Origin of the sequence: Bacillus mesophilus, assembly GCF_011008845.1 — a bacterium.
GTDB lineage: Bacteria > Bacillota > Bacilli > Bacillales > SA4 > Bacillus_BS > Bacillus_BS mesophilus.
In genome coordinates, this window is record NZ_JAAIWM010000001.1 from 121348 (window position 1) to 145203 (window position 23856).

Sequence of the window (23856 nt, forward strand, 5' to 3'; positions counted from 1 at the left end):
CTTCCTAATTAAAACTGACCAGCAATGATTTAACTACTAAATACCACCCATCCACTAAAACAAATAATAGTATTTTAAATGGTAAAGAAATCATAACCGGTGGTAGCATCATCATTCCCATTGACATTAGGATACTGGCAACAATCATATCAATTACTAAGAAAGGAATGAAAACCATAAATCCAATTTGAAAAGCTGTTTTCATCTCACTTATTGCAAATGCAGGAACTAAAGCAGTTAGTGGTATATCTTCTACAGTTTCAGGTCTTTCTATTCCAGCGTAACCTAGGAATAGCGCTAAGTCCTTTTGTCTTGTATGCTTACTCATAAACTCCTTTAATGGTAGCGATGCTCTTTCGTAGGCCTCATCAAGGGTAATTTCATCATTGAACAACGGTGTTAACGCTTCTTCATTTACCTCAGTGAATACAGGGGTCATTATAAAAAACGTTAGAAAAAGAGCTAGAGCAAGAATAACCTGATTAGGAGGCATTTGTTGTGTTCCTAAGGAAGTTCTAACAAATGACAGTACAATTAAGATTCTTGTAAAGCTCGTCATTAAGATTAGAATGCTTGGTGCAATTGACAAAACCGTTAGTAAAAGCAAAAGCTTGATCGAGGTCGATACGTTCTCCGGATCATTTGTATTGAAAAACTCCATGAACTCAGTCATCGTTCTTTTTTCCTTCCTCGTCCAACTCTTTTAAAAGCTTTTTCCTACCTTTAGATAGCTCTGCTAACTGAGTAGCAAACATCGATTTAAAACTACTATCTTGGTTTGACATGTCTCTTTTTTTATAACCTTTTACTTGCTGCACTACCTTCGTAATGATGTCAGCAGGTTGAAGCATTTGCTGAACATCATTTTGCTGTTGAGAAAGAATCTGCTTGATTTCTTCTTCTGAATCAATTTCTTTTAACAACTGTATACTCTCACCAACGCCAACGACTAAGATGCGATCTCCCACCTTAACAAGCTGAACAGAACGATTATTACCTAGGCTTGTACCACCCAAATTTGCCATTGTTCTCGTGAAATCATACGTTTGATTTTTCTTCTTAATAAACCGTAATGTAACGTAAAGCAGCATTAAGACTAGAAATAATGCAAAGATCAGATTTAGAAAATCGAAAAACGTGAATTGACTATCAGGTATTGATTCAACTGGTGTATTATCAATAGGGGCATTATCTAATACCGTTTCATCTTCTTCTGTTACAGATTCTTCTCTATTTTCTTTAAGTATTTGGTCTACAGTTTTATTATCATCATCCACTCCCGCTGCATGGAAAACGTTCCCCATAAGCGGAAGTAGAAGACAAAGTAAGACTGATACTATAACAATCTTGATTCGTAGCAATCTCTGCCACCTCAATTTTTCTTTATGATAGTGTTTTCCCAATAGCTTCTAATACGCGGTCTGCTTGGAATGGCTTAACGATAAAGTCTTTTGCTCCAGCCTGTATCGCATCAATTACCATCGCTTGTTGTCCCATTGCTGAACACATAATAACCTTTGCATTTGGATTGATCTTCTTTATTTCCTTAAGTGCAGTGATGCCATCCATTTCTGGCATTGTAATGTCCATTGTAACGAGGTCAGGATTATGCTCTTTGTATAAATCCACAGCCTGTTGGCCATCTGCAGCCTCGCCTACTACCTCATATCCATTTTTAGATAAAATATCCTTAATCATCATTCTCATAAAAGCTGCGTCATCTACAATTAGAATTCTGTTTGCCATTTCCTCTAAACCCCCTGCTTAATTAACGTAAATTTTTAATTCGATCACTTTGACTAATGATATCAGTAACACGAACACCAAAATTCTCATCTATTACTACTACTTCACCTTTTGCAACAAGCTTATTATTAACAAGTATGTCCACTGGTTCCCCTGCAAGCTTATCTAGTTCAATAATAGAACCTGTTGAAAGTTCCAATATATCGCGGACAGATCTCTTTGTTCTACCTAACTCTACAGTTACCTGCAGTGGAATATCTAGAAGCATATCTAAATTCTTTGACTCTCCACCTACAACAGGTGATGGCTCAAAATTTGAGAATGCTGCTGGTTGAACAGTTGGTTGATACCCAGCTTGCTTACTAGCTCCAATATGTTGTTGTTGGTGAGTAGGCTGCTGGTAACCCTGATACTCATGATTAGTCGTCTGAGAATAACTTTGTCCACCTCTTGTATCTGTCACTGGTTGGTGGTCATATGCATTTTCTTTAGAAGGTGTCTCACTCTTAATCTCTGTCTTTGGAGCGACAGGTGGACTAGGATTTAAGAGCTCATCTACTAAGCTTTTTCCAAACTCTAATGGAAGTAATTGCATAATGTTAGAATCTACAAGATCTCCAATTTTTAACCGGAATGCAACCTGAATAAAAATGTCTTGATTTGGTAAAGCGCCGTCACCTTCACCCTCTTTTAAATCCATCATTTCTATGCTTGGCGGTGAGATATCAACCTTTTTATTGAAAATAGTAGACATTGAAGTTGCAGCTGAACCCATCATTTGATTCATTGCCTCTTGGACAGCACTTAATTGAATTTCTCCTAATAGGTCCTGTGGGTTTCTTCCATCTCCACCTAGCATTAGATCAGCAATAATAGCAGCATCAGACTGTTTAATCACTAATACGTTTGCTCCAATGAAGCCTATTGTATAGCTTACTTGAATTGCAACATTCGGGTGTGGAAACTTCTCAGCCAAGTCATTTTTGTGAACTGTTGTAACAGTTGGTGTTGTAATTTCTACCTTTTGATTTAATAGAGTAGACAAAGCAGTAGCAGAGCTACCGAAAGAGATGTTACCAATCTCCCCTAACGCATCCTGTTCCATCGGAGACAAGTGTTCCTCAGACGGGGACTGCCCAGTTAGATGATCATCATCTTGATCGTCATTTCCCCTTAATAAAGCATCGATTTCATCTTGTGATAGCATGTCATTATTCATCATCTGTCCCCCCCTTGTATTGGTCTATTATTTGAACAGCCAGCTTTTTATTTACTTTACCTGGTTGCCCAATAAATTTCGGTTCATTACCAACCGTAATAACAATTGGTGAATTAATTTCGTTATCTAGTTGGATAACATCTCCTACAGATAACTGCAGGAATTCATTAATTGAAATCTCAGAACTTCCGAGTTGCGCACTAATTGGCAGATCTGCTAATCGAATGCTTTTCTCAAGTAATTCAAGTTCCTGTGGTTCTCTTACCTTTTTTGTCGTTTGCATCCAATAATGAACCGAAAGTTTAGGCATAATTGGTTCGAGGACAACATGAGGAATACAAATGTTGATCATTCCACTCGAATCACCAATTTGAGTATTCAAAGAGATCACAACGACCGTCTCATTGGGTGAAACCATTTGCAGGAATTGTGGGTTCACTTCTAATTCCGTTAATATGGGTTCAATTTCCGCAATAGAGGACCAGGCCTCTTTCAAGTTCTCAACTGCATTTTCAAATAACTGCGACATTAGCTTAGTTTCGATTTCAGTTAAATTTTCTACCTTATTTAAACTTACTCCACGTCCTCCTAGCACACGATCTAACATGGCATAAGCGATATTCGGATTAATTTCCATAATTATTCTTCCATCTAGTGGAGGAACCTCAAAAACATTAAGAATTGTCATCTTCGGAATTGATCTAACAAATTCTTCGTATGGTATTTGGTCAGCGGATGCAACCGATATCTGGACGTACGTTCTCAATTTTGCTGAGAAGTATGTCGTCAATAATCGTGCAAAGTTTTCATGAATCCTTGTTAAACTTCGGATTTGGTCTTTCGAGAAACGTAACGCTCTTCTAAAGTCGTAGGATCTAACCTTTCTTTCAGATTGCTCCTTCTTTAGTTCTTCAGCGTTCATTTCACCAGTTGATATTGCGGAGAGCAGGGCATCTATTTCACTTTGTGATAAAACTTCTCCTGACAAAAAGTTCACCTCCTCTTAACATTTCCATTTTTAATCAGATTATTGAAGAACAAAGGAGGTCGTATAAACTCTTATGATTTGACCTTCCTGCATAAGTCCATTCGCCTGATCTTTGATCATATTCTCCAAATTAAGTATTCCATCTTTGCCTTTAAATTGATCTGATGTCATTTCTGATAATTCCTGAATTATGATGTTATTCATTTGAAAATCACGCTTGGCTAGCTCTTCCTTTGCTTTAACGCTATCAGTTTGAATTTTAAATTGAATTCTGACAAATTCACCATCCAGAAGATTAGTTGTTATTTCTGGTACGTCAACCGAATACTCAATGATTTCATCGATTGTTGGCTCAATGGGTCCTTCTTTACTTTCTTCCCCTGTAAATTTCAAAAGAACAATCAAAGCGACTGCCCCAATCAGGAGGATTGTTAATATAATGATTGTCATAGTTATGAGGGCTTTCTTGTTCTTCATTTTTATAAACTCTCCTTATCAGGCAATTGCAGTTGTCCTAATATCGAAATTTGACGAAAAAAGTCTGTTACTAAGAGAATAACATCATCTTCATTCTCGCGTACAACAATTTTTTTACCATTAGTTAATGTAATGGTTGTGTCTGGGAATGATTGGATTTGCTCTATGTAGATTGCATTTAAGCTAAAAGAGCTTCCATTTAATCGTGTTAGCTTAATCATAAAAGTGGGGGCTTATGGCTTAATAAGCCCCCCACCTCCTTACTTATTATCGTTTTAGATTAACAAGCTCTTGTAAGATTTCATCCGATGTTGTGATGATACGAGTGTTAGCCTGGAAGCCACGCTGTGTTGTGATCATCTCAGTAAATTCCTCAGAAAGGTCAACATTAGACATTTCTAATGTACCTGCAACGATTGTTCCTGATCCAGCTTCACCTGGGACACTGAATACAGGCAAACCTGAGTTTGCTGTATCTTTAAATAAATTACCGCCGACTTTTTCAAGACCTCCACTATTTGCAAATTTAGCAACTTCCAATTGGCCTGCAACTTGAAGATTTCCTAAATTATCAACATAGTTTACTGTTCCATCTGTCCCAATACTAAAGCTTTTAGCATCAGTTGGGATTTTTATTAATCCTGGAGCATTAGTAATATTACCTGCTCCATCGTCATGAGTCGCTTGTCCTAGAACAAATAATCCATCACCATTTACTACATACCCTTCCTTGTCCATGTAAAAGTTACCTGCACGAGTGTAGCTAACATCGGCAGAAGCGGTATAATTTCCAGCGAATTGATTATTATTTAATTTAATTGCATCGAAATTCTCCGTTAGTGTACCTAGCATAAAAAACCCATCACCTGAAAGTGCTAAATCTAGTGAACGTCCTGTAGTCTGTAAGCTTCCTTGTGTATGCACAGAGTCGATTGAAGCAAGCTGTGAACCTAATCCGACCTGCTTAGGGTTTACACCCCCACGAGTGTCAGTAGATGCACTCGCACCAGCAATTTGCTGACTAACAAGGTCTTTAAACATTACTCTTCCCTTTTTATAGCCATAAGTATTTACGTTTGCGATATTATTTCCTATTACATCAAGTTTTGTTTGGAAATTTTTCATACCCGAGATACCTGAATACATTGAACGTAACATTAATTATTTCCCCTCTCTTTTATGGTTGCTTCAATCAGTCCACAACCTTGGCCTCCTAATCGGTCCAGCCTATAATAAAATGGTTCCATTGATATTGGTGAAAATTTGAGAGCTTGCTTCTTCTCGGTCCATTGCAGTAATCACCGTATTATTCTTTGTATTAACGATTAATGCAGCTTCTTCCATCACTACCAAGGAATCTATTATTCCTTTACCTTTTGCTTCAATCATCTTTTCGTGTAACTTTGTCCAGCTTTCTTCAGCAATTTCTATTTTTCGCTCTTGCAAACGTTTTTGAGCATGCTTGCTTATTTTGATACCAACAACCTCTTGTAGCACATCTTTAAAGCTTGGAGTATTTTCTTTATTTGTTTGAAGCTTCTTATGCTTTAATGATAGAGGGTGGTGGGATATTTGATGTATCCGATGATCCATACACCTAACTCCTCTCTAGTTTGAAGCAGGGCTTGTAATTTTTGTTAGAGCATTCGGTAAAATTGTTGTTCCATCTTCCATCTCTAACTGTACCTCTAAGTTCTTTTGATAGATTGATTTAACTATTCCTTGCTTTGATTCGATAATTTCGTTACCATTTTCGTCCACGGATTTCGAAGTAAATTCAACTTGTTTTCCAATCATCTCACTGTATTTCATGATGTTATCTGATTTTTGACTTGTGATAAACTGCTCGAGCATCTTGTTCATATTTGTCATCTGCTCTAAAGATGTAAATGTAGCCATTTGCGCAATAAAATCTTTGTCTTGCATCGGATTCATCGGGTCTTGATTTTGAAGCTGAGTCATTAAAATTCTCAGAAAATCATCCTTACCCATAACATCACTTTTGCTCTTTTGCACAGCTTGATTTTTCAAATATAAGGTTGGATCTAAATTAATGGTCATCTTCTCACCTACACTTCAATATTCATTAGCTCCTCATGAAGAGTTTCTTCAAAAGTTGCTTCATTTTGCTGATCATTCTGTTTATCTTCCTTACTACTCGACGACTCATTTCCTTGCTGACGACCATCCTTGTTTAACGAACGGTCAAACTCCTGTTGTAATGTTTGAGAGTTGATAATCTCTAGTTTTTCGACTTGTATGTTTTGACCTGCAAACGCATTTTTTAATCCCTGAAGCTGTGATTCTAGCATTTCTTTAGCAGCAGCTGTTGTTGCCACCATTCTCGCTGTTAAAACACCATTTTGTTGAAGCAGTTCTACCCTTAGCTGCCCCAGGTGTTCAGGATATAGCTTGATAAGGAGCTTCATTCCTCCGTTTACATTTTGCAGAGAGGTTTTTGCTAGAATACTTTGAAATTCTTTTATAAATTGTTCTTGATTAGCTGCTTTCGTTCCACCTTGCTCTATAAATAAAGCAAATTGTTGGGCGCGATTTAAATTTGTTTGTGGTTCGACCCCCATACCCAAGCCCTTAGGATTCGTATCTTGTAGTACATTACTTTTAACACTTTCTTCACGATGGACTGTTCGCTGAAACAAAAGTCGTAAATAATTCATTTTTTGACTTTCATCTGTAGCCAGAGGATTTTTGCCAGTTAACTTTGTATGAATACTTGATAGAAATTGCTGTAACTCCTCAGTAACTTTCGGTTGATTTGAAAATACCTGATTCGAAGCTTGTCCATCCTGAGTAAGCTTATGAAGCTGAGCATTTACCTGCTGAAAGAAAGTAAGTAGTGCATCCTTTGAAGAAACATCAAGTTTCACGTCTTTTGTTTGCTGGTGTGTGTAGATAAGCCCAGCTAATAAATTTTCTAATGGTATGTTTTCAGAAGCACCCATTAATTCTTGCAAACTAGTACCGGATTCAAAAAGGGCCTGAAGCTTCTTAACAAGCTCTTCCGGAAGGATAGTAAGCAGAGAAGATGTGTCTTGATTTAGCATTTCTACTGTTAGTTCATCAGGAAGTTCTCCAGTTGCAATCAGCTGTTCGACCGCTTCCATAAGTTTTTCAACGGAAGCCACTCGATCTACGGAATTTGTTTCAGCAGAAAAAGGTACAAACACTTGATTTTCCTCTACAGATTTTAGTTCCTGATCAGGTTGCTTCTGGTTGCCATTTGTTTTTTGTTGAACTTCTTTATTCAACATAGAAGCAAAATGGCTCGATGTTCGTTCTGATTGCTTTTGACTAGCTTTAGAGGATATCTCTAATCCTTTATTCATCACATTGATTCCAGACATATTCACTATTGTTCACCTCCCTTCAAAATACCTTACGATTCATTTGCTAATAGTTCAGTGAATCGAGCAGCTTCGGCTGGTTCCATTTTTTCTAGGATGGGACCAAGAGTATCAGTGGATAATGTCTTTAAAATAGTGAGTGCTTCTTGATCTTCCAACTCAGTTAAAATAGCAGCTGCATTTTTTGCAGACATAGATCCATAAATTTCCGATAATCCACCTAGTGTTTGTTCTTTGTCTTGTTGCTGTTGGTCTATTGTTTTTAATTCTTCATTCAATCTATCGATTTGCGTTTGAAGGTCAATTATCTTTCCTTCTTTCTCTTCTGCTTCTTTCTCAAGTTGTTCTACTATTGCTAATTGTTCATTATTAAGAGCCTCTAAATCTTTAACATCTTGTCGAAGCTTTGCTTCTAGATTGATTTCTCCTTCTTCAGCAGGAATCAAGCTTGATACACCGGGAATAAATTGACCATATTTCTTAGCAGCTCCTTCGATATCATAGCCAGCAAATGTTAGAACTATAGCAGAGACAACAACCGCAAAGAGAAGTGGGATTACCCCAGCAAAAAGAAACCATTGAAATTTATTTGCTAGTTTGGATTCATTTTCTTTAAGTTCCACCTGATCACCTAACTTCCTCTGTTCATAAATTGTTGGATCGATATTTCATCCATCAATCTATTATCATCTGCATTGACCAATTCTTTGTAATGCGAATATTGTTTCTCTTTAATTTTTTCATACTTCTTTACTTCAATATTTTTTTCTAATAGTTGCTGCTCTTGCTCAGTCATTTTTTGTCTAGCGTTAAAAACTAGGTTTTGATAATGAAGAATCGTTTTTTCTAAGTTGGTTATAAACTGCTGATGGTGTCTTAATTCTTGGACATTTAGACCAGTAGATATTTTTCTTAGTTGATTAGCTTCTAGTTCTTCCTTTTGTTTAAGGGAATGGTACAGCTTCTCAGCAACTTCTTCAAATTTTCGGACACATTGCTGATAAAGTTCCTGAGCACGTTCCTTTTCAGTTTCCTTGATTGAAAGTATTTTCTGAAATTTATATGAAAAACTCATAAATTACCCACCTGTTCCAAGCAGTGATTGTAGCATCTCAATACTCTCGTCTCTTGATATCGGATCATGAGTACCTTGTTTTAAGAAAGAAATTATTTTTGGATAAAACCGAATTGCTTCATCAATCTCCCGAGAAGAACCACGTTTATATGCCCCAATATTGATTAAATCCTCTGAATTTATATAAGTTGATAAAAGTTCTCTCAACTTTTCTGCAGAGTCTTTGTGTTCTGTTGTGACAATATGGTTCATAACACGACTTATACTATTTAAAACATTAATTGCCGGAAATTGCCCTTTGTTAGCTAAATTACGGTCAAGCACGAAATGCCCGTCAAGGATCCCACGAACAGTATCAGCAATAGGTTCATTCATATCGTCACCATCTACTAGCACAGTATAGAAGGCGGTAATGGTACCATGTTGATTTGTCCCTGTTCTTTCAAGTAGCTTTGGTAATATCGCAAATACAGATGGAGTATACCCTTTCGTCGTTGGCGGTTCACCAACAGCTAATCCGATTTCACGTTGTGCCATTGCTACACGTGTTACAGAGTCCATCATAAGCATGACATTTAAACCTTTATCACGGAAATATTCAGCAATTGCTGTTGCTGTGTATGCACCTTTTATTCTCATTAGTGCGGGTTGATCTGAAGTAGCAACGACAACGATTGATCGTTTAAGTCCTTCTGGACCTAGGTCTCTCTCAATAAATTCTCTAACCTCTCTACCACGTTCTCCAACTAACGCTATGACATTTAGATCCGCAGTAGTATTTCTTGCAATCATACCTAACAATGTACTTTTACCTACACCACTACCTGCAAAAATACCAACTCGTTGCCCTTTTCCAACTGTTAAAAGAGAATCAATTACTCGGACACCAACATCAATACTCTCATCGATTGTTGGACGCTCCATCGGATTCGGAGGGGATTGATCTGTTCCCACGTTAGAAAGACCTTTGGGTAGCAGACTTCCATCTAATGGTTGCCCTAATGAATCTAAAACTTTTCCAATTAACCCAGAGCCCACCTTAACCTGAAGGGGCTTTGAAGTAGCCTCAACAATACTACCTGGGGAAATATCGTTAATATTTGTAAAAGGCATTAGTATGACAAATTCATCGCGAAATCCTACTACTTCCGCTGTTACTTTTCTTTTTTTATTGGTTGTCCCTATATGAATGTGACACACATCTCCAATAGAAGCTTCTGGCCCTTGAGATTCAATCATCAATCCTACAACTCTAGCAACTTTACCATAGCGTTTGTAGGAATCTAGCATTTCAATTTCATTCAAAAGTTCTATTGCCTTCATGGAGTTTATTCCTCCTCTATTAACTCAAGAAGCTTTACTTTCAGTTCATTAAGTTGACTGTCAATACTAGCATCAATCCGTCCAAATGACGATTCAATCAAACAGCCTGTTTCTCTTAGTTCTTCATTTGGATATATATATAAGCTTTTATCTCCGTTAAAGAGGGCTTTCAATTCGTCTTTTTGAGCTAGTACCATTTCATACATTGAAGGATGAACCATGATATTAATGTCTGTATAGTCTTTTACTTCCTTAATGGCATGCTTCACTAATTGAATAAAGTCATCCTTAGTTTCATCTAAATGTACTCTAAGAATCTTCTCTGCCACTTTAATACCAAGCTTTAGAATCGTTTCCTCTGCTAACTCAACCTGAGAGATATAATCCAGTTTTGCTTGTTCTACAATATGACAGCCTTCTTTGATAATAGCTGAATACTGTTCCACAGCTGCAACTTCCCCTTGTTGGAAACCAACTTGAAAAGCCTCTGCTTTGACCTCTTCAAATAATTTTTCTTTCTCTGTTTCCCAAGCAAATTTCATTTCGTTAATTTGTTCATTGATAAGCTGTAGCCTTTGTTTAGCCTCATAGATCATCGCCTCGGATTGACTCTTAGCATTAGCTAGTAGACTTTCTGCTTCTTGACTAGCTTTTACACGTAAAATTTCAGGAGACTCTTCATCCAGTGATTGTTGAAACACGATTGGTTGTAGCTTGATTACTTTTTTCACTTCATCTTGAGGTGTAGCGTAATGGGATTTTAATAACCTAGACAATAATATCATCTCCTCCACCACGTGCAATCACAATCTCACCTGCTTCTTCTAGACGTCTAATAATAGCAACAATTCTAGATTGTGCTTCTTCTACATCGCGTAAACGAACAGGTCCCATGAATTCCATTTCCTCTTTAAAGGTATCGGCCATACGTTTTGACATGTTGCCGAATACAATCTCTTTAACTTCTTCGCTAGCCACTTTAAGTGAAAGCATAAGGTCGGCATTCTCAACATCACGAATGACACGTTGAATCGCACGAGAATCTAGTGTTACGATATCCTCAAATACAAACATACGCTTCTTAATTTCTTCTGCAAGTTCCGGATCTTGAATTTCAAGAGCATCAAGAATGGTTCGTTCCGTACTTCGATCAACTCCGTTAAGCACTTCTACAACAGCCTCTACGCCACCTGTTTGAGTATAGTCTTGGGTTACAGTTGCAGATAACTTCCTTTCAAGGATTTGTTCCACCTCATTAATAACTTCTGGTGATGTACTATCCATGAGAGCAATTCTTCTAGCAATATCTGCTTGCATTTCTTGTGGAAGCTCAGAAAGAATTTGTCCGGCTTGGTTTGGATCAAGATACGATAGAACTAGTGATATCGTTTGAGGATGTTCATTTTGAATAAAGTTCAGTATCTGAGCTGGATCTGCTTTTCTTGCAAAATCAAACGGTTTAACCTGAAGTGAAGAAGTAAGTCGGTTAATAATATTTGCTGCACTTTCAGCACCAAGAGCTTTTTCCAAGACCTGCTTCGCATAGGAAATCCCACCTTGTGAAATATAGTCCTGTGCAATAGCAATTTGATGGAATTCTTCTAATACCTCATCTTTCGAGCTACCATCAACCTTTCTTACCCCAGATATCTCTAAAGTAAGTTTCTCTATCTCCTCTTCAGATAGGTGCTTGTAGATTGATGCCGATACATCGGGACCTAACGAGATTAGAAGGATAGCTGCTTTTTGACGGCCTGACAGTTCGCCCTTGATATCTTTTTTCGCCATATCCTATCCTCCTATTCTTCAGCAATCCAGGATCTTAATAGCTTTGCAAAATCACCTGGGTTGTCTTTTGCTAATTTTTCTAATTGCTTTTTTATGATGTCAGAAGCATTTTCCGTCTCATCATTGATGTCTTGCACAGAAACTGCTTGGAATGGTTCCGCATATTCAAATTGATCTTTTTCTTTCTTTTTCTTTCTTAGCAATAGAACTAACAATAAGATAATAATAACTAGTAATACTCCACCTGCAATATAAGCCCATAATGGAATCATTTGTGCTGGAGGTGTTTCGAAATCAACCTTTCCATTAAAGGTTTGAACAGAAACTGCCACTTTACCTTCAAGTTCTTCATCCGTTAGTTCTGGCGCACCTTCCTGCTTAGCAATAGATGTACGAACAATTGTATTTAAAATTTGCTCAATATCATCAATTGATTGCTGTGGAAGAGTATCAGCATCACCAGGTGTAGGTGGTTCCACCATTACCTGAATACCTAAATCTCTAACTTTATAAGGACTTTCAACAATTTCTTTTCGGATTCTATTTACATCATTATTGATACGCTCTTCGAATCTTTCATAATCACCTGTTCCACCAACTAACCCGCCCGTTGCATAGTTAGGAATTCCCGTTTCTCCAGTGCCATCAATGCCACCTTCTACTGCACCATCACCTGTAAAGGTTTCAGTGATTCTTTCTACACTCACTGCAATACCTTCCATATTTTCAGGGTTAACAGGAGTTACAAGTTGTTCTTCTCTGTTTTCTTGAGTAAAGTCAATGTCAGCCGTAACAGAGACAACTACTTTATCTTGTCCCATCATCATACCTAGCATTTGTTGTACTTGACGTTGAATATCTCTTTCAACATTCTGCTTAATTTGATATTGAGTTTGGAAGGCAGTAGCTGCATCAAGGTTGCCACTTCCATTAGAATTTTCGTTTTGAAGATCAAAATACTCAAAATGTTGATTCGTGATGACGATATTACTAGTAGGAAGACTAGGAACACTCTTAGACACTAAATTATATAGGGCTTGAATTTGCTGTTCTTCAAAACGATAACCAGCTTTTGTGTTTAACACAATTGATGCAGATGCTTCTTGACCAGCTTCTGACATCCATACAGTTTCCTGTGGAAGATTAATCATAACCTTCGCATCTTGTACACCATCAATACCTTTAATTAGACCTGCTAACTCTGTTTGCATCGCCTCTAGTTTTAATACATTAAATTCATTATCCGTCATTCCAAAACCAGCATTTTGACTAAAGAAGGAATAATCGATACTCCCGCTGTTAGGAAAACCCTCTGCAGCTAATTCAACCTTTAGCGTATCCACTACTTCTTGTGGCACTAATATCGTTGTCCCATTGTCTGCAATTTGGGATTGAATGCCTCTTCCATCGAGCTGTGCTTTGATCTCCCCAACCTCTGCGGGACTTAAATTACTATATAAAGGTGCAAAGTTAACTTTTGAGGAGACCATTGAGACTACTAGAATAATTGTTATAAACAATAAAAGGGAACCAATCATCATTCCTTTTTGTCCTGATGAACGATTCTTCCAGAATTTATTTGCACTATTCAATTGTGATTGCATTTTTTCGTTCATTTCATTCCCCCGGTTATTATGACGTCTCATCTGTTTGGTAACTTAATAACCGCTCCCAGTTATTTTTCTCTATCTATCTCTTTTTATCTATCTATCTGATTCTATTTTATATTTATGACTAAAAAACAAATTAAACTTGCATTCTCATGACTTCTTGATAAGCCTCAACCACTTTATTTCTCACTTCCATCGTTGCCTGGAATTGAATACTAGCTTTTTGGGAAGCAATCATTACTTCATGTAGATCAATCTTTTGTCCATTGGCTAGTTTATTTGTAGCTACGTCTGATTCGTGTTGTGCTTTATTCACTTGATTTAAACTATTTTTAAGAAAATCAGAAAACTTCTGTTGCGATTCAGCTGGTGTTGGTTTAACGGGTGCTGTCATATCTATTGAAAATAAACTTGGTTGATTCGATATTTTATTAATCATTTATATTCATACCTACCTTATTTTCCTATTTCTAGTGCTTTCATTAGCATTCCCTTATTAGCATTGAACACTGTAACATTCGCTTCGTATGATCGTGTTGCACTCATTAAATCCACCATTTCCTTTAATGGATCAACATTTGGCATTTGAACGTACCCTTCCGCATTTGCATCAGGATGTTCTGGATTATAAACAAGCTTAAATGGAGTTTCATCTTCTATTATTCTAGCAACCCTTACTCCATTTCCAACTGAACTGTTGCTAGTCCCCTTTTTCATGGCGTGGTTTAGAACCGAAGAAAACCGAGAAGACTCATTCGCCTGCGTAACAACCATCTTTCTTGTATATGGCTGCCATTCACCGTTAACAAACTTTCCTCTTGTTGAATCCACGTTTGCCATATTAGATGATATTACATCCATTCGTAATCGCTGTGTGGTTAATGCCGATGCACTAATATTAAGACCTTGAAAGATCGTCATGTTTACTTACCTCCTGAGATCACCGTTTTTAGCGAATTGAATTTACCATTAATTCGGTCAATTAAGGCATTATAATATATCTGGTTTTCTGCAAGCTCTGACATTTCCTTATCTATATCAACACTATTTCCGTTGTGGTTATACTGTGAGCTAGCTCTAGTTACTACCATTCCAGACGAATTCTGTGAATTAGAGAAGTTAAAATGCCTTGCATCCGTTCTTTGTGCTTGCATAGCTGTTTTCAATTCATGTTGAAATGGTTTCAAGACTTCCTTTGCTTTGTAATTAGGCGTGTCGACATTTGCAATATTTTGCGCGATCGCATTTTGTTTAATTGTGGAGTATTTTAGCGAACTTTCTAGCGTATTAATCGTCCCACCGAATAATTTCATACTGATTCACCTCTTTTTTTGGGGGTTATTTATAAATGTCAATAGGTTTTATACTGTTATATTTATCCTATTCATTGTAGATATAATCCACATATTTTGTCTATGACATTAGTCACAGCAACATAAAAATCGTTATTTAGTACTAGTTTTTCGTTCAAAGGGCCATCACCAATTACCTATATTCATATTCATCTATTCTCATTATATACTTTGTCGAAATTTGTAACATCATTAATTTTATCTATTTCGACATTTTTTTACCATTTTCGCAAAAATATGACACATCCCTACTTTTTTCTACACGTTTCACAAGGTTATAAATAGATAGTATAATTTCTTAATCAAAATAAAAAGTACCTTATCGTTTCCTGATAAGGTACTTTTTGCTTTAATTTTATTAATTATTAACTAGTTTTTAATTTAGAAAGCTCATGAAGGAATTTATCATTTAATACTTTGATATATGTTCCCTTCATTCCTAATGAACGTGACTCAATTACACCAGCACTTTCTAACTTTCTTAGTGCGTTTACAATAACAGATCTTGTAATACCAACTCGATCAGCTATTTTACTTGCAACAAGCAAGCCTTCATTTCCGTCTAACTCTTCAAAAATATGCTCAATCGCCTCAAGCTCACTGTATGACAGAGAGCTGATTGCCATTTGTACAACAGCCTTACTTCTTGCTTCTTCTTCGATTTCCTCTGACTTTTCACGAAGAATTTCCATTCCAACGACTGTAGCGCCGTATTCACCTAGAATTAAATCATCGTTTAGAAATGGACCTGTTACGCGCGCTAGGATTAATGTACCTAAACGTTCACCACCACCGATAATTGGAACGATCGTTGTTAATCCTTTGCTAAACAAATCCTTATTTTCTACAGGGAATGCTGTATAAGGGCTGTTAATGTCAAGATTAGAAGATGTTTCCGTGATATTGAATAGTCCGTTTGTATACTCTTCAGGGAATTGACGATCCTCTAGCATTTTGATCATACGTTCATTTTCAATTTTTTGATTGATTGCAAAACCTAAGAGCTTACCTCTTCTGCTAACAACAAAGATATTTGCTTCGATAACATCGCGTAATGTTTCAGCCATTTCTTTAAAGTTAACAGGCTTACCTGCAGCTCTTTGAAGCATTGCATTAATTTTTCTTGTTTTGTCTAATAGTTCCATTTACTTGCTCCTCCTAAAGTGACTCCATGTTCATCTCATATTCTATAATATAAATTGACTCAAGTCGCGATTTTTCGCGATTGTGCCCAGTTTCTCTTCAACATATTGAGGTGTGATTACGATTCTCTCTAATGTGATATCTGGTGCTTCAAAAGATAAATCCTCTAATAATCTTTCCATTATAGTATGTAATCTTCTAGCTCCAATGTTGTCCGTATCCTGATTAACCCCATGCGCTACTTCAGCTAACTTACGAATAGCATCGTCAGAAAATTCAATTTGTATACCTTCTGTTTCCAATAAGGCAATATATTGTTTGATAATTGCATTATCAGGCTCAACTAAAATTCTAACAAAGTCTTCTACAGTAAGTTTCGTTAATTCAACACGAATTGGAAAGCGTCCTTGTAGCTCCGGAATAAGATCAGATGGTTTTGCAATATGAAAAGCTCCTGCTGCAATAAATAAGACATGATCTGTTTTTACAGGTCCATATTTGGTTACAACTGTCGATCCTTCTACAATAGGAAGGATATCACGCTGAACACCCTCTCTAGAAACATCTGCTGATCCACCTTGACTCTTTCCAGCAATCTTATCTATTTCATCAATGAAGATAATCCCAGTTTGTTCTGCCTTATAAATGGCGTCTTGTGTTACTTCATCCATGTCGATTAGTTTCTGAGCCTCGTCATTAGTGAGAACTTTTCTTGCCTCTCGAACAGTCAGTTTTCTTTTCTTCTTTTTCTTCGGCATGAAGCTACCTAGTGCATCTTGCATGTTCATACCCATTTGTTCCATTCCTGAGCCTTGAAGCATATCAAACATTGATTGTTGTTGTTCTTCAATTTCAACGCTTACAAGCGTATCCTCAAGTTCACCTAAAGCTAATTGATGAGCAAGTTTCTTCCTTCTTTGTGAAAGGCTTTGTTCATCCTGTTTATCCTGATCATCGTCATCTGTTTGATTTTGATTTCCACCTAAAAGCATTTCAAATGGATTTTTAAAAGATGTTTGCTTTTGCTTAGCAGGTGCAAGCAATTCAACTAATCTTTTATTTGCATTCGAGAGCGCTTTCTCTTTTACATCCTGCATTCTTTCTTCTTTAACAAGACGAACTGAAGTTTCTACTAAGTCACGTACCATTGATTCTACATCTCTTCCAACATAACCGACTTCTGTGAACTTAGTCGCTTCAACTTTAATAAAAGGCGCACCAACAAGCTTTGCCATTCGTCTTGCAATTTCAGTTTTCCCAACACCTGTTGGTCCAATCATTAGGATATTCTTCGGTACTATTTCTTCACGTAATTTTTCGTTTAATTGACCTCTTCGATATCGATTCCTTAACGCAACTGCAACTGCCTTTTTCGCTTGTGTTTGACCAACAATGTGCTGGTCGAGTCGTTCAACAATTTGCCGTGGTGTTAAATTCATGATTAGGGCCCCCTTAAAGTTCTTCGACTATGATTTGGTCATTCGTATATACACAGATTTCTCCTGCAACCTCTAAAGAGGCTTTAGCAATTTCCATTGCAGACATAGTAGAACCAGCATGTTTCTTTAAGGCTCTGCCTGCAGAAAGTGCATAATTTCCACCAGATCCAATTGCTAGTATTCCATCATCCGGTTCGATAACCTCTCCTGTACCCGAAACTAAAAGGATATGCTCCTTGTTCATGACGATAAGCATCGCTTCTAGTCTTCTTAAAACCTTATCACTTCTCCATTCCTTCGCAAGTTCCACCGCCGCTCTTTGAAGGTTACCATTATATTCTTCTAAACGTCCTTCAAATTTTTCAAAAAGAGTAAAAGCATCAGCTACTGAACCTGCAAAGCCCGCTAAGACTCTTCCTTGATAAATTCTCCTTACCTTTTTAGCAGTGTGCTTCATTACGACTGCATTCCCAAATGTTACTTGGCCATCTCCTGACATTGCACACTGACCATTATGCTGTATAGCAAAGATTGTAGTTGCATGAAATGTTGACATCTGATTCTCTCCTTTCGATCTTTCTATGCTCGAGGATGATGATTCATATATATCGTCTTTAACCGATCTTTCGTAACATGCGTATAGATTTGCGTTGAGGAAAGATGTGAGTGGCCTAATAATTCTTGTACAGTTCGTAAATCGGCCCCTTCATTAAGCATATGTGTTGCAAACGTATGCCTGAGCACATGCGGACTAATATGTATTGATAAACTTGCTTTATCAATTAGATCATTTAATATTAATCGCACTCCTCTCGCTGTGAGAGTGCTACCCCGATAGTTTAGAAACAAAGCAGAGCTTGAAGAGTTTCCCTTCTTCATAAGTTCTCTTCTACCATGTTCTACATATAATTCAATCGCATCGTTTGCAAAGCTCCCAAACGGGACGTATCTTTGCTTTTTACCCTTTCCATTTACAAGGATTGTACCTAGACTAAAATCAATATCAGCTAATTCAAGCTTACAGCATTCACTTACACGGATTCCTGTAGCATAGAGCAGTTCAAGGATTGCCTGATTTCTTTGTCCTAAAGGCGTTGTTTGATCACTGGCTTGAAACAGCTTTGCAAGTTCATCATGGTATAAGAATTGCGGAACCCTTTGTTCCTTCTTAGGTAATGATACTAGTGTAAACGGATTATCCTTTACCATTTGCTCTCTCATTAAGAACTTGTAGAAGCTCCTTAGACTGGAAATTTTTCTTGCCACTGATTTCCTGGCAAGCTTATGCTTATATAGCTCTGTTAAGTATATGCGAACATCTGTGTATGTAACTTGAGAGATACTATTAATTGATTGAGAATTCATAAATTCCACAAATTCCTCAATGTCCTGGGTATAGTATACGATTGTATAGGGAGAATAGTTTCGCTCAATTTGTAAATATTCTGTAAAACTTTTCATTAATTCCTTCGTCGTAGTCATGCTTTCACCTCACAAGGGCGAATAAATCGTAACACAATTTATCCGCCCTTGCAATTAAAATTACTTATTTTTTTATAAAATTCTGAATTGTTTCCAAGGCTCTGGAAGCATACTCTTCATTTCGTGCCTGTTTATTTTTAATCTTCTTGTCTAATTCCTTAAATAATCCAAAGTTTGCATTCATCGGTTGGAAGTTTTTAGGGTTAGCCGTTGTAATATATCTTGCCATACTTCCGATTGCCGTTTCATGAGGAAATTCAACTAATTCTTCACCCAATACTAAGTTCGCCGCGTTAATACCAGCAACTAGTCCTGATGCCGCTGACTCAACGTACCCCTCGACTCCTGTCATTTGACCTGCAAAGAAAAGGTCATCTCTTTCGCGATATTGATAGGTTGGTTTAAGTAATTTAGGTGAACTGATAAATGTGTTTCTATGCATAACACCATATCTAACAATCTCCGCGTTTTCTAGGCCAGGAATTAATTGAATGATTTCCTTTTGCGCCCCCCATTTAAGATGAGTTTGAAAGCCTACAATATTATATAAGGTTCCTGCTGCATCATCCTGTCTAAGCTGAACGACTGCATAAGGTATTTTCCCGGTTTTTGGGTCTTCTAAACCTACAGGCTTCATCGGACCAAATACTAATGTTTTTTTACCTCGACCAGCCATCACTTCAAAAGGCATACAACCTTCAAAGAAAATTTCTTTCTCAAATTCTTTTAACGGTACTGTTTCAGCCGCCATAACGGCATCATAGAAACGATCGAATTCCTCTTCCGTCATAGGACAGTTTAAATATGCTGCTTCTCCCTTGTCATAACGTGATTTCAGGTACACCTTGTCCATATTTATGCTTTCTTTCTCAATAATCGGTGCAGCCGCGTCATAAAAATAAAGATAGTCTTCACCTGTTAAGCTTTTTAGCTTGTCCGATAACATTTGAGAGGTAAGTGGACCAGTTGCTATAATTGTTATTCCTTCTGGAATGTCTGTAATTTCCTCATTAAAAACTGTTACATTCGGGTGTTCTTTAACAGAGCGTGTCACATATGCAGCAAATTCATGTCGATCAACCGCTAAAGCCCCGCCGGCTGGAACAGAACATTCATCTGCAGATTTAATAATGACGGAATTAAGCATTCTCATCTCTTCTTTTAAAACTCCTACTGCATTAGTTAAGTTATTTGCCCGTAGAGAGTTACTACAAACTAATTCTGCAAATTTATCTGTATGATGTGCTGGAGTTTGCTTTACCGGTCTCATCTCATAAAGGTTTACTTTTACCCCTCTATTGGCAATCTGCCATGCAGCTTCACTCCCTGCTAATCCTGCTCCTATTACATTAACTACCTGATTCATAAAAAATACCTCCTTTTTAGAAAACGTTAGACTGTCATAAACTAAGAACTGTCTAACAGTAAAACTTGCACTTTAAATCTATGTAGAAAGTAGGCTCTCATGTTGTAGTTCAGAGACTAAAGAAAAAGAAGGATTCACATTAATTTGTCCTTATCTCAGATTAACCCTCTCTGTCTACCACTATACATTAAAGGTCGCCTGTAAAAAACGGAACGATGTGAGTAAACTCACATCGCTACTTTTGTTGATCCTCTTTATAGTCACAACTGACACATTGAACTTGAATACCTTTTTTAAGCTTCTTTTCAACTAATAGAGATTCACACTTCGGACATTTTCTAGCGATTGGCTTATCCCATGATAAGAATTCACAGCCTGGATACTGATCACATCCATAAAAAATACGACGCTTTTTACTTTTTCTCTCAATGATTCTTCCTTTTTCACAGTTCGGACAATCTACCCCGATATCTTTAACGATTGCTTTTGTATGACGACATTCTGGAAAGTTGGAACAAGCCATAAACTTACCATATCTCCCCATTTTGTAAACCATTTCATGCTCACACTTTTCACAATCTTCTCCAGCAGGTTCATCTTTTATTTCGATTTCCTGCATCTCTTTCTCTGCTTTTTCTAGCCTTTTCTCGAACCCTTGATAAAACTCATCAATAATCCGAACCCAATCCACGTTACCATCTTCAACTGCGTCAAGGCTAGTTTCCATTTTAGCAGTGAAATCAAGGTCAATGATTTCCGGGAAGAATTCCATGACTAGATTAAAGACAATTTCACCAAGCTCAGTAGGAATGAACCTTTTATTATCTAACGCCACATACCCACGCTTTTGAATCGTATCTAAAGTAGGAGCATATGTAGATGGTCTACCAATACCTGATTCTTCAAGAGTCTTTACAAGCCTTGCCTCTGAGTACCTAGGTGGAGGCTGTGTGAAATGTTGGTTTTGATCAATGTCCTTTAATACAACCTTTTCCCCTTCCTCTAATGGAGGGAGAATACGATCCTTCTCTTCATCCTGATCGTCATTTCCTTCAACGTATACTTTCATAAAACCAGGAAACTTTATTTTTGAACCAGTAGCTCTAAAAATGACGCCGTTGTTTTCCATATCGACTGTCATGGTATCCATGATTGCAGGAGCCATCTGGCTGGCTATAAAACGCTCCCAAATGAGCTTGTATAGTCTTAGCTGGTCTCGCGATAAAAACTCTTTAATTTCAGCAGGAGTGCGATTAGAAGAGGTAGGACGAACCCCTTCGTGAGCATCTTGGGAATTTTGGTTCTTCTTACTAACCTTTTGTTCAGTTGCTAAGTATTCTTTTCCAAAGGTCGAACTAATGTAATCGGCAGCCTCTTGCTTAGCAGTATCTGAGATTCTCGTTGAGTCCGTTCTCATATATGTGATTAAACCAACTGTTCCTTCTTTACCAAGGTCTATTCCTTCATAAAGTTGTTGAGCAAGCATCATCGTTTTCTTGGCCCTGAAATTTAGCTTTCTTGCTGCTTCTTGCTGAAGTGACGATGTGATAAATGGTACAGCAGGGTTGCGCTTACGCTCTCTCTTATTAACGGATGCGATTGTGAAAGTATTTCCATCTAGCTTAGAACGAACCGCATTGACGTCATCTATCGTTTTTAGTTCAGACTTCCTACCGTCAATTCCATAAAAGTCTGCTTCAATTACTTCTTTGTTTTTAACAAAGTCACCTCTGATACTCCAATATTCCTCTGGTATAAAAGCTTTTATCTCTTTTTCGCGCTCGATTATTAACCGAACTGCAACGGACTGTACTCTACCTGCACTGAGTCCCTTTTTCACTTTTTTCCAAAGTAATGGGCTAATGTTATACCCCACTAGTCGATCTAGGATACGTCTAGCTTGTTGTGCATCAACTAAGTCCATATTAATGGCTCTTGGATGCTTAAAGGATTCTTTAATTGCATCCTTCGTAATTTCATTGAAGACAACCCGACAATCAGACGTAATGTCGACATCAAGTGTATGTGCCAAATGCCACGCAATTGCTTCACCCTCACGATCCGGGTCAGCTGCGAGATAAATTTTCTTAGCTTTTTTAGCAGCTGTTTTCAATTCTTTTAAAACGGGGCCTTTTCCTCTAATCGTAATATACTTCGGAGAGTAGCCCTCACTCACTTCAACACCCATCTGACTTTTCGGTAGGTCTCGAACATGTCCCATTGATGCTTTAACCTTATATTTTTTTCCAAGATAACGTTCTATCGTTTTGGCCTTTGCAGGCGATTCCACGATTACTAAGAATTCTGCCATATGTATGTGTTCCTCCTTAAGAGGTAATAGTTCAAGAAAATATTGTATGAAATCTTCACTTATATTAAATATTGATCTACCATTTGTCAAACGAAATTACATATTTTTATGAAAAATCAACAAATTGGATAGTAGATCAACACCGTTTAATACCATCATCTTCTATTATATTACTCAGCTTATATTCTCATTTTTAAAACCATTTTAATTATCTCTTAGTAAGTTTCACTTGGGAGCTGAGTCTGAAATTCTATTAGCACATCTTCTGGGGTAAGAGCTAACTTCGCCCCTTCTTGGATCAGAAGATTTGTCCCATCTGAGTATACAGAATCTACGGGACCCGGCACTGCGAAGACTTCACGATTCTGTTCTAGTGCTAAGTTTGCGGTGATCAAGGACCCACTTTTTGCCTTTGCCTCGATTACAATTGTGCCTAATGACAACCCACTAATAATTCGATTTCTAGCAGGAAATTGCCATCTGTTCGGCTTACGTTCTGGAGGGTACTCTGACAGCAAAATATTCTCTTTTATTATTTCATTAGCTAACTGGAGATTTTCTCTTGGATAAAGATGATTAAACCCTGAACCTAAAACGGCAATCGTATTTCCGTTTTGCTTAATGGTTGTATCATGAACCCTTGCGTCAATTCCTTTTGCAAGACCACTTACAGTTGTCCACCCATGATTAACTAATGAACTAACAAAATAATCTGTGATCTTTACCCCATATTTGGTTGGTGTTCTAGTACCAACAATTGCTAACATTTGGTTATTAAGTAATATATCACGATTTCCCTTAACATATAACACCCAAGGTGGATTATATATTTGTTTTAATGCGGAAGGATAGGAAGAATCAAATCGCGTTATGCACTGAATATTTTGACTTTTATATTTTTCTAGCATACTTGCTATTGTAACAGATTGCAAATTTTTGTAAATCGATTGGATTTTTTCTAATGGAATTTGAAATTGAAGTTTTTGATGAAGCTGAGAGGGTGTGAGTTGGTAACAGCTTGAAAGAGTGGGGTCAATTTGTAGTAGAAGTTGAAGGGTTGACCAGGTTACTTCTTCGCATCTGTGTAGGTGGAGAAGTCGTTGAGTGATAATGTTCATTTTTTCCTCCTGTTTTTTTATTCAATAAAGAATAAGTAGCCCCTTACCGGAGCT

General features: G+C 37.3%; 27 protein-coding genes. All 27 read right to left on the reverse strand.

Going from position 1 to position 23856, the window contains the following annotated elements:
- Positions 1 to 4 precede the first annotated feature (4 nt).
- The 27 genes from fliP to dprA all read right to left on the reverse strand — a co-directional run bounded on the left by fliP (position 5) and on the right by dprA (position 23802).
- Positions 5 to 673, reverse strand: a complete 669-nt coding sequence (gene fliP, locus G4D63_RS00585; protein WP_163176650.1) for a flagellar type III secretion system pore protein FliP — start codon at positions 671 to 673, stop codon at positions 5 to 7.
- Positions 666 to 1361, reverse strand: coding sequence for a flagellar biosynthetic protein FliO (locus tag G4D63_RS00590; protein ID WP_163176651.1), 696 nt, complete (start codon positions 1359 to 1361; stop codon positions 666 to 668). The genes fliP and G4D63_RS00590 overlap by 8 nt, the downstream gene beginning before the upstream one ends.
- A gap of 22 nt (positions 1362 to 1383) precedes the next feature.
- Positions 1384 to 1746, reverse strand: coding sequence for a response regulator (locus G4D63_RS00595; protein WP_163176652.1), 363 nt, complete (start codon positions 1744 to 1746; stop codon positions 1384 to 1386).
- Between the two features lie 22 nt (positions 1747 to 1768).
- On the reverse strand, positions 1769 to 2968 hold the full coding sequence (gene fliY / locus G4D63_RS00600) for a flagellar motor switch phosphatase FliY (protein ID WP_163176653.1): 1200 nt from the start codon (positions 2966 to 2968) through the stop codon (positions 1769 to 1771).
- Positions 2958 to 3953 carry a flagellar motor switch protein FliM gene (gene fliM, locus G4D63_RS00605; protein ID WP_163176655.1) on the reverse strand — a complete coding sequence of 332 codons (996 nt, stop codon included), beginning with the start codon at positions 3951 to 3953 and terminating at the stop codon, positions 2958 to 2960. The genes fliY and fliM overlap by 11 nt, the downstream gene beginning before the upstream one ends.
- Positions 3954 to 3992: 39 nt before the next feature.
- Positions 3993 to 4430 carry a flagellar basal body-associated protein FliL gene (gene fliL / locus G4D63_RS00610; protein WP_163176657.1) on the reverse strand — a complete coding sequence of 146 codons (438 nt, stop codon included), beginning with the start codon at positions 4428 to 4430 and terminating at the stop codon, positions 3993 to 3995.
- A 2-nt stretch (positions 4431 to 4432) separates the two neighbouring features.
- On the reverse strand, positions 4433 to 4651 hold the full coding sequence (locus tag G4D63_RS00615; protein ID WP_163176659.1) for a flagellar FlbD family protein: 219 nt from the start codon (positions 4649 to 4651) through the stop codon (positions 4433 to 4435).
- A gap of 46 nt (positions 4652 to 4697) precedes the next feature.
- A complete protein-coding gene (gene flgG / locus G4D63_RS00620) occupies positions 4698 to 5588 on the reverse strand; it encodes a flagellar basal body rod protein FlgG (protein ID WP_163176661.1) in 891 nt (296 codons plus the stop codon).
- Between the two features lie 69 nt (positions 5589 to 5657).
- Positions 5658 to 6023 (reverse strand): TIGR02530 family flagellar biosynthesis protein, encoded by a 366-nt coding sequence (locus G4D63_RS00625; protein ID WP_163176663.1) that lies wholly within the window; start codon positions 6021 to 6023, stop codon positions 5658 to 5660.
- A 15-nt stretch (positions 6024 to 6038) separates the two neighbouring features.
- On the reverse strand, positions 6039 to 6491 hold the full coding sequence (flgD, locus tag G4D63_RS00630) for a flagellar hook assembly protein FlgD (protein WP_163176665.1): 453 nt from the start codon (positions 6489 to 6491) through the stop codon (positions 6039 to 6041).
- Between the two features lie 8 nt (positions 6492 to 6499).
- Positions 6500 to 7795 carry a flagellar hook-length control protein FliK gene (locus G4D63_RS00635; RefSeq protein WP_239585871.1) on the reverse strand — a complete coding sequence of 432 codons (1296 nt, stop codon included), beginning with the start codon at positions 7793 to 7795 and terminating at the stop codon, positions 6500 to 6502.
- Positions 7796 to 7827: 32 nt separating this feature from the next.
- Positions 7828 to 8418 (reverse strand): magnesium transporter MgtE N-terminal domain-containing protein, encoded by a 591-nt coding sequence (locus G4D63_RS22215; protein WP_163176668.1) that lies wholly within the window; start codon positions 8416 to 8418, stop codon positions 7828 to 7830.
- Between the two features lie 8 nt (positions 8419 to 8426).
- A complete protein-coding gene (gene fliJ / locus G4D63_RS00645; RefSeq protein ID WP_163176670.1) occupies positions 8427 to 8870 on the reverse strand; it encodes a flagellar export protein FliJ in 444 nt (147 codons plus the stop codon).
- Positions 8871 to 8873: 3 nt separating this feature from the next.
- Complete coding sequence (fliI, locus tag G4D63_RS00650) at positions 8874 to 10193, reverse strand: flagellar protein export ATPase FliI (RefSeq protein ID WP_163176672.1); 1320 nt, start codon at positions 10191 to 10193, stop codon at positions 8874 to 8876.
- A gap of 5 nt (positions 10194 to 10198) precedes the next feature.
- Entirely contained in the window at positions 10199 to 10969 is a 771-nt protein-coding gene (fliH, locus tag G4D63_RS00655) for a flagellar assembly protein FliH (protein WP_163176674.1), read from the reverse strand.
- On the reverse strand, positions 10962 to 11981 hold the full coding sequence (gene fliG / locus G4D63_RS00660) for a flagellar motor switch protein FliG (RefSeq protein ID WP_163176676.1): 1020 nt from the start codon (positions 11979 to 11981) through the stop codon (positions 10962 to 10964). Before fliG ends, fliH begins: the two co-directional genes overlap by 8 nt.
- 11 nt (positions 11982 to 11992) lie before the next feature.
- A complete protein-coding gene (fliF, locus tag G4D63_RS00665; protein WP_163176677.1) occupies positions 11993 to 13597 on the reverse strand; it encodes a flagellar basal-body MS-ring/collar protein FliF in 1605 nt (534 codons plus the stop codon).
- A 130-nt stretch (positions 13598 to 13727) separates the two neighbouring features.
- Positions 13728 to 13985 carry a flagellar hook-basal body complex protein FliE gene (gene fliE, locus G4D63_RS00670; protein ID WP_420837793.1) on the reverse strand — a complete coding sequence of 86 codons (258 nt, stop codon included), beginning with the start codon at positions 13983 to 13985 and terminating at the stop codon, positions 13728 to 13730.
- Positions 13986 to 14047: 62 nt separating this feature from the next.
- The gene (flgC, locus tag G4D63_RS00675; protein ID WP_204558998.1) at positions 14048 to 14512 is read right to left on the reverse strand and encodes a flagellar basal body rod protein FlgC; all 465 of its coding nucleotides are present in this window, start codon (positions 14510 to 14512) and stop codon (positions 14048 to 14050) included.
- Between the two features lie 2 nt (positions 14513 to 14514).
- The gene (flgB, locus tag G4D63_RS00680) at positions 14515 to 14904 is read right to left on the reverse strand and encodes a flagellar basal body rod protein FlgB (protein WP_163176680.1); all 390 of its coding nucleotides are present in this window, start codon (positions 14902 to 14904) and stop codon (positions 14515 to 14517) included.
- A gap of 404 nt (positions 14905 to 15308) precedes the next feature.
- Positions 15309 to 16088: a GTP-sensing pleiotropic transcriptional regulator CodY gene (gene codY, locus G4D63_RS00685; RefSeq protein WP_163176683.1), complete on the reverse strand. Its 780-nt coding sequence runs from the start codon at positions 16086 to 16088 to the stop codon at positions 15309 to 15311.
- Positions 16089 to 16130: 42 nt separating this feature from the next.
- Entirely contained in the window at positions 16131 to 17525 is a 1395-nt protein-coding gene (gene hslU, locus G4D63_RS00690; RefSeq protein WP_163176685.1) for an HslU--HslV peptidase ATPase subunit, read from the reverse strand.
- 13 nt (positions 17526 to 17538) lie between these two features.
- Positions 17539 to 18081 (reverse strand): ATP-dependent protease subunit HslV, encoded by a 543-nt coding sequence (gene hslV / locus G4D63_RS00695; RefSeq protein WP_163176687.1) that lies wholly within the window; start codon positions 18079 to 18081, stop codon positions 17539 to 17541.
- 23 nt (positions 18082 to 18104) lie between these two features.
- Positions 18105 to 19007 (reverse strand): tyrosine recombinase XerC, encoded by a 903-nt coding sequence (gene xerC, locus G4D63_RS00700; RefSeq protein WP_163176689.1) that lies wholly within the window; start codon positions 19005 to 19007, stop codon positions 18105 to 18107.
- A gap of 64 nt (positions 19008 to 19071) precedes the next feature.
- Positions 19072 to 20373, reverse strand: a complete 1302-nt coding sequence (gene trmFO / locus G4D63_RS00705) for an FADH(2)-oxidizing methylenetetrahydrofolate--tRNA-(uracil(54)-C(5))-methyltransferase TrmFO (RefSeq protein ID WP_163176691.1) — start codon at positions 20371 to 20373, stop codon at positions 19072 to 19074.
- Between the two features lie 235 nt (positions 20374 to 20608).
- Positions 20609 to 22684, reverse strand: coding sequence for a type I DNA topoisomerase (topA, locus tag G4D63_RS00710; RefSeq protein WP_163176693.1), 2076 nt, complete (start codon positions 22682 to 22684; stop codon positions 20609 to 20611).
- A 215-nt stretch (positions 22685 to 22899) separates the two neighbouring features.
- Positions 22900 to 23802: a DNA-processing protein DprA gene (gene dprA, locus G4D63_RS00715; protein ID WP_163176695.1), complete on the reverse strand. Its 903-nt coding sequence runs from the start codon at positions 23800 to 23802 to the stop codon at positions 22900 to 22902.
- Positions 23803 to 23856: the final 54 nt, after the last annotated feature.

Bases quoted from the DNA above. Each gene is read 5' to 3' on its own strand.
- fliE (WP_420837793.1), bottom strand. From the start codon at position 13,985: ATGACAGCACCCGTTAAACCAACACCAGCTGAATCGCAACAGAAGTTT.
- hslV (WP_163176687.1), bottom strand. From the start codon at position 18,081: ATGTCAACATTTCATGCAACTACAATCTTTGCTATACAGCATAATGGT.
- hslU (WP_163176685.1), bottom strand. From the start codon at position 17,525: ATGAATTTAACACCACGGCAAATTGTTGAACGACTCGACCAGCACATT.
- fliJ (WP_163176670.1), bottom strand. From the start codon at position 8,870: ATGAGTTTTTCATATAAATTTCAGAAAATACTTTCAATCAAGGAAACT.
- fliI (WP_163176672.1), bottom strand. From the start codon at position 10,193: ATGAAGGCAATAGAACTTTTGAATGAAATTGAAATGCTAGATTCCTAC.
- dprA (WP_163176695.1), bottom strand. From the start codon at position 23,802: ATGAACATTATCACTCAACGACTTCTCCACCTACACAGATGCGAAGAA.
- G4D63_RS00625 (WP_163176663.1), bottom strand. From the start codon at position 6,023: ATGGATCATCGGATACATCAAATATCCCACCACCCTCTATCATTAAAG.
- fliL (WP_163176657.1), bottom strand. From the start codon at position 4,430: ATGAAGAACAAGAAAGCCCTCATAACTATGACAATCATTATATTAACA.
- flgD (WP_163176665.1), bottom strand. From the start codon at position 6,491: ATGACCATTAATTTAGATCCAACCTTATATTTGAAAAATCAAGCTGTG.
- topA (WP_163176693.1), bottom strand. From the start codon at position 22,684: ATGGCAGAATTCTTAGTAATCGTGGAATCGCCTGCAAAGGCCAAAACG.
- fliP (WP_163176650.1), bottom strand. From the start codon at position 673: ATGACTGAGTTCATGGAGTTTTTCAATACAAATGATCCGGAGAACGTA.
- fliG (WP_163176676.1), bottom strand. From the start codon at position 11,981: ATGGCGAAAAAAGATATCAAGGGCGAACTGTCAGGCCGTCAAAAAGCA.
- codY (WP_163176683.1), bottom strand. From the start codon at position 16,088: ATGGAACTATTAGACAAAACAAGAAAAATTAATGCAATGCTTCAAAGA.
- G4D63_RS00595 (WP_163176652.1), bottom strand. From the start codon at position 1,746: ATGGCAAACAGAATTCTAATTGTAGATGACGCAGCTTTTATGAGAATG.
- trmFO (WP_163176691.1), bottom strand. From the start codon at position 20,373: ATGAATCAGGTAGTTAATGTAATAGGAGCAGGATTAGCAGGGAGTGAA.
- flgG (WP_163176661.1), bottom strand. From the start codon at position 5,588: ATGTTACGTTCAATGTATTCAGGTATCTCGGGTATGAAAAATTTCCAA.
- fliY (WP_163176653.1), bottom strand. From the start codon at position 2,968: ATGATGAATAATGACATGCTATCACAAGATGAAATCGATGCTTTATTA.
- xerC (WP_163176689.1), bottom strand. From the start codon at position 19,007: ATGACTACGACGAAGGAATTAATGAAAAGTTTTACAGAATATTTACAA.
- flgC (WP_204558998.1), bottom strand. From the start codon at position 14,512: ATGACGATCTTTCAAGGTCTTAATATTAGTGCATCGGCATTAACCACA.
- flgB (WP_163176680.1), bottom strand. From the start codon at position 14,904: ATGAAATTATTCGGTGGGACGATTAATACGCTAGAAAGTTCGCTAAAA.
- G4D63_RS00635 (WP_239585871.1), bottom strand. From the start codon at position 7,795: ATGTCTGGAATCAATGTGATGAATAAAGGATTAGAGATATCCTCTAAA.
- G4D63_RS00615 (WP_163176659.1), bottom strand. From the start codon at position 4,651: ATGATTAAGCTAACACGATTAAATGGAAGCTCTTTTAGCTTAAATGCA.
- fliF (WP_163176677.1), bottom strand. From the start codon at position 13,597: ATGAACGAAAAAATGCAATCACAATTGAATAGTGCAAATAAATTCTGG.